The organism is Streptomyces laculatispora (assembly GCF_017353455.1).
Classification (GTDB): domain Bacteria; phylum Actinomycetota; class Actinomycetes; order Streptomycetales; family Streptomycetaceae; genus Streptomyces; species Streptomyces laculatispora.
Genome location: NZ_JAFMPZ010000045.1, coordinates 1 through 4,157 on the forward strand (window position 1 = coordinate 1; position 4,157 = coordinate 4,157).

A 4,157-nucleotide genomic window follows, 5' to 3' on the forward strand; every position below is an offset into this window, starting at 1 on the left:
CCCGCCGACGCCGCACGGCTGCTTGGGTACTGGGACGGGCCGGTGCGCAGGCGTGCGGAGCAGGGGGCGGCCACCTGGCGTGCCCTGTGGGACCTGCGCGCGGTGCTGGAGAGCTGACGGATGAGCGAGTCGATCATCCCCGAGACGCGGTCCGCCGTGGAGGCGTCGTCCACCGCCGGGACACGGCCCACCGCCGAGGTGCCGCCCGCCACCCCGGAGGCCGCGGTGGCGGCGCTCGCGGCGACCGGGCCCGGGTTGCCGTTCCTGATCGGGGTGCGCCACCACGCGCCCTCGCTGGCGGCCGCCCTCCCGGCTCTGCTGGACGCGGCGGCCCCCGACGTCCTCCTCGTCGAACTGCCCGCCGAGTTCCAGCCCTGGCTGGGCTGGCTCGCCCACGAGGAGACCGAGGCTCCGGTGGCGCTGGCCGCCGTGCCCGCCGACGGGCCCGGGGCCGGCTCGGCAGGCGAACGGGGCCCGGCCTTCTACCCGTTCGCGGACTTCTCGCCCGAACTGGCCGCGCTGCGCTGGGCGGCGAGAAACGGGGTCCCGGCGGTGGCCTGCGACCTGCCGCTGGCCGACCGGGCGTGGGCGGTGGGCGGTCCGGACACCTCCGCCCCCGCCCCGGTCCCGGGCGCCGACTCCGCGTCCGTGCCGGGGGACGGGCACGGGCTGTCCGACGCGCTCCGGTCCCGGCTCACCGGCCGGGAGGGGGACGACCTGTGGGACCGGCTGGTCGAGGCCCTCGCGCCCGGCTCGACACCCGAGGCGCTCCGCCGTGCGGCCCTGCTCACCGGCTGGGCGCTGCGCCACGAGGCCGAGGCGCGGGGCGGGGCGCACGGCACGGACCTGGCGCGCGAGGCGTGTATGCGCGGACATGTCGCGCAGGCCCTGGCGAGCGGGCAACGGCCCGCCGTGGTGGTGGGAGCCTTCCACGCCCCGGCGCTGCTGCCGTCCGCCGCCGGGGCCACCGGGGGTCCCGTACCGGCGTCCGCGCCGGAAGCGTCCGGGGCAGACGGCCGTGCGAGCGGCGCCGCCGGGACGGCGGCCTGCACGGTCTCCCTGATCCCGTACACGTACCCGCTGCTCGACTCACGGTCCGGCTACCCGGCCGGAATCCGCGACCCGGAGTGGCAGCACACCGTCCTGGACGCCGCCGGGGACCCGGCCGCGCTGCACGAGGCGCTGATCCGCACCGCGGTCCGTATCTGCGCCACCCTGCGCGAACAGGGCCACCCCTACGGCCCGGCGGACGGCCGGGAGATCGTCCGGGTCGCCGGTGACCTGGCCCGTCTGCGCGACCTGCCCGCCCCCGGCCGCGGTGAACTCCTGGAAGCCGTGCAGACGGTGCTGGGGCGCGGCGAGACCTACGGCACGGGCCGCGCCGTCGCCCTGGCCCTCGAACGCGTACTCGTCGGAGCCCGCACCGGACGCCCCGCGCCCGCCGCTCCGCGCAGCGGACTGGGCCCCGCGGTCGAGACCGAGACCGCGGCGCTCGCCCTCCCCGGCCCCGAGGACGCGCACGAGAAGACACCGCGCGACCTCCGGCTCGACCCGGCGCGCTCCGCCCTGGACCGGCGCCGTGAACTGCTGCTGCGCAGGCTGACGGTGTGCGGCATCCCGTACGCGCAGGAGCAGCAGGTGACCGGCGCGGCGGGCACCGAAGGACTCACGACGCGCTGGCAGGTGCGGTGGACCCCGGCGACGGCCGCGATGCTCACCGCGGCCGGGGCCCGCGGCGTCACCCCGGTCCAGGCGGCCGAGGGCGTGCTGCGGCAGCGGCACACGGCGGAGTGCGAGGCGGACGGTCCGACGGCCGCCCAGGTCGTCCGCGGACTCACGGAGGCCGCCGAGTGCGGGCTCCCCGCCCTGGCCGACGAACGGCTGACGGAACTGGCGGCCGTACTCCCCGCGAGCGGCACCCTTCCCGAACTCCTGGGAGGGCTCGACCTGCTGGACCGCATCGACGCGGGCCACCTGTCGGGCCTGACCGCACCCGACGACCACTCGGCCCCGGACACCACCGCCTCCGCCCGTGCGGCCCGCACCGCGCGCGCGGCCGAACTCCTGACCTCGGCCGCGGTCCGCCAGGTCGACGGCCTGACCGGCTCCGAGGAGACCGAGGACGCCCGAGCTCTGCTCGAACTGTCCCAGCGGGCCGACCGGTTGGGCGGCATCCAGCTCACCGACGCCCTCGCCCGGCTGGCCGCCGACGGGACGCCGTTGATCGCCGCGGCCGCCGGAGCGGTCAGGGTGCTCACGGGCCACGAAGAGGCCGCGAGCTTCGGGGGGCGCGTCGCCTCCTGGGTGGACGGAGCCGTGGACAGCACCTCCCGGGCCGCGCTCACCGCCCGCCTCACCGGCGTCCTGACGGTGGCGGGCCCCCTCCTGACCGTCGGCGTCGGCGCCCTGGACCCGTTGCTGCACCGGGTCGTCGAGCTGGACGACACCGCGTTCCTGGCCCGGCTGCCGGCCCTGCGCGGTGGCTTCGACACCCTGAGCCCGGCCGCCCGGGACCGGCTGCTGGACACCGTCGAGGAGCGGCTGGGCAAACGGGTGGACGACCTCGACGCGGACGATCCGGCCGAACTGGCCCGCCGAACGGCCGCCGACCTCGCGGCCCGCGAGCTCCTGACCGGCCTCGGCCTGCCCGTCCCGCCACCCGCGCACGACGACCGCCTCCCACCGCTGTCCGTCGGCCGCCCCACCACCGGAGCCTCCACCGAGGCCGCCCCCGCGCGGACCCTCGCGCCCGCCGACCGGTGGCGGCTCGTACTCGGCCGGCGCTCCGACCGACTGCCGTCCGGCGCCGCCCGCCTGGCGACCGCTCTGGACGAGCTCTACGGCGCGGGACACGGCGAGGGATCCCGCGGCGGACTGCCCGGCCCCGGGCACGGGGGCGGCTCGCGCGGCGGCCGGGAACCATCATTCCCCGGTGTCCGCGAGTGGTCCGAGGAACTGGCCGCGCTGTTCGGCCCCGGCATCCGCGAGGAGGTCCTCGCCACCGCGGCCGGGACAGGCCGGCAGGACGTCCTCGCCGAACTGGACCCGGAGGCCGCCGCCCCCTCCGTGGAACTGCTCCGGACTATCCTGCGGTACGCCGGCGGCCTCCCCGAGGCCCGCCTCGCCGCGCTCCGGCCCCTGGTCCGCCGCCTGGTCGACGAACTGACCCGGCAGCTCGCCACCCGGCTGCGCCCCGCCCTCACCGGCGCGATGACGGCCCGGCCCACCCGCCGCCCCGGTGGCAGGCTGGACCTGCCGCGCACGCTGCGCGCCAACCTGGCCACCGCCCGCCGGGCGGCCGACGGAACGGTCCGGGTGATCCCAGAGAAGCCGGTGTTCCGCAGCCGCGCCCGCCGGTCGGCCGACTGGCGCCTGATCCTGGTCACCGATGTTTCCGGATCCATGGAGGCGTCCACGATCTGGTCCGCGCTGACCGCCTCCGTGCTCGCCGGGGTGCCGGCCCTGAGCACTCATTTCCTGGCCTTCTCCACAGAGGTCGTCGACCTCACCGGCCATGTGCACGATCCCCTCTCCCTCCTGCTGGAGGTGAGCGTGGGCGGGGGCACGCACATCGCCGCCGGGCTGCGGCACGCCCGCAGCCTGATCGAGGTGCCCTCCCGCACCCTCGTCGTCGTGATCAGCGACTTCGAGGAGGGCGCCCCGCTCGGCGGACTGCTGGCCGAGGTGCGTGCCCTGGTGACCACCGGCTGCCACGTCCTCGGCTGCGCCAGCCTCGACGACGCCGGCCGGCCCCGCTACTCGACGGGCGTCGCCGGGCAACTCGTGGCCGCCGGCATGCCCGTGGCGGCCCTCAGCCCTCTCGAACTGGCCCGCTGGATAGGGGAGAAGACCGTATGACCGCCGTTCAGTTGCCACCTGTCGCGCCGGAGGTCACGGCCACGCTGGTGGAGGACCTCTCACCCCGGCTGCGCAAGCGGCTGGATGCGGCGGTCACCAAACTCGGCGCCCGCCCGACGCGCCGCGACGGGGGCACGGTGACGATCGCGGTCGACGACGAGACCGAGTTGCGCCTGCACGCCCCGGACGGTGTGGTGGCGACGGCGGACGCCATCACCTGCGGCTGCCTCCTCGCCCCGGCATGCGTCCACCGCGCGGCCGCCGCCTGCGCCGCCCCCATGGCGGACCCGGTGCCGGAG

General features: G+C 77.4%; 2 protein-coding genes and 1 pseudogene. All 3 read left to right on the forward strand.

The features are described from left to right. A partial coding sequence (locus tag J1C73_RS36270; protein WP_504742433.1) for a hypothetical protein occupies positions 1–117 on the forward strand: 117 nt, incomplete at its 5' end. A 3-nt stretch (positions 118–120) separates the two neighbouring features. Continuing rightward, positions 121–3,858 carry a vWA domain-containing protein gene (locus J1C73_RS01585; RefSeq protein WP_207314726.1) on the forward strand — a complete coding sequence of 1,246 codons (3,738 nt, stop codon included), beginning with the start codon at positions 121–123 and terminating at the stop codon, positions 3,856–3,858. Then, positions 3,855–4,157, forward strand: a pseudogene (locus tag J1C73_RS01590) (hypothetical protein); the annotation flags it as partial. The gene J1C73_RS01585 and the pseudogene J1C73_RS01590, both read left to right, overlap by 4 nt.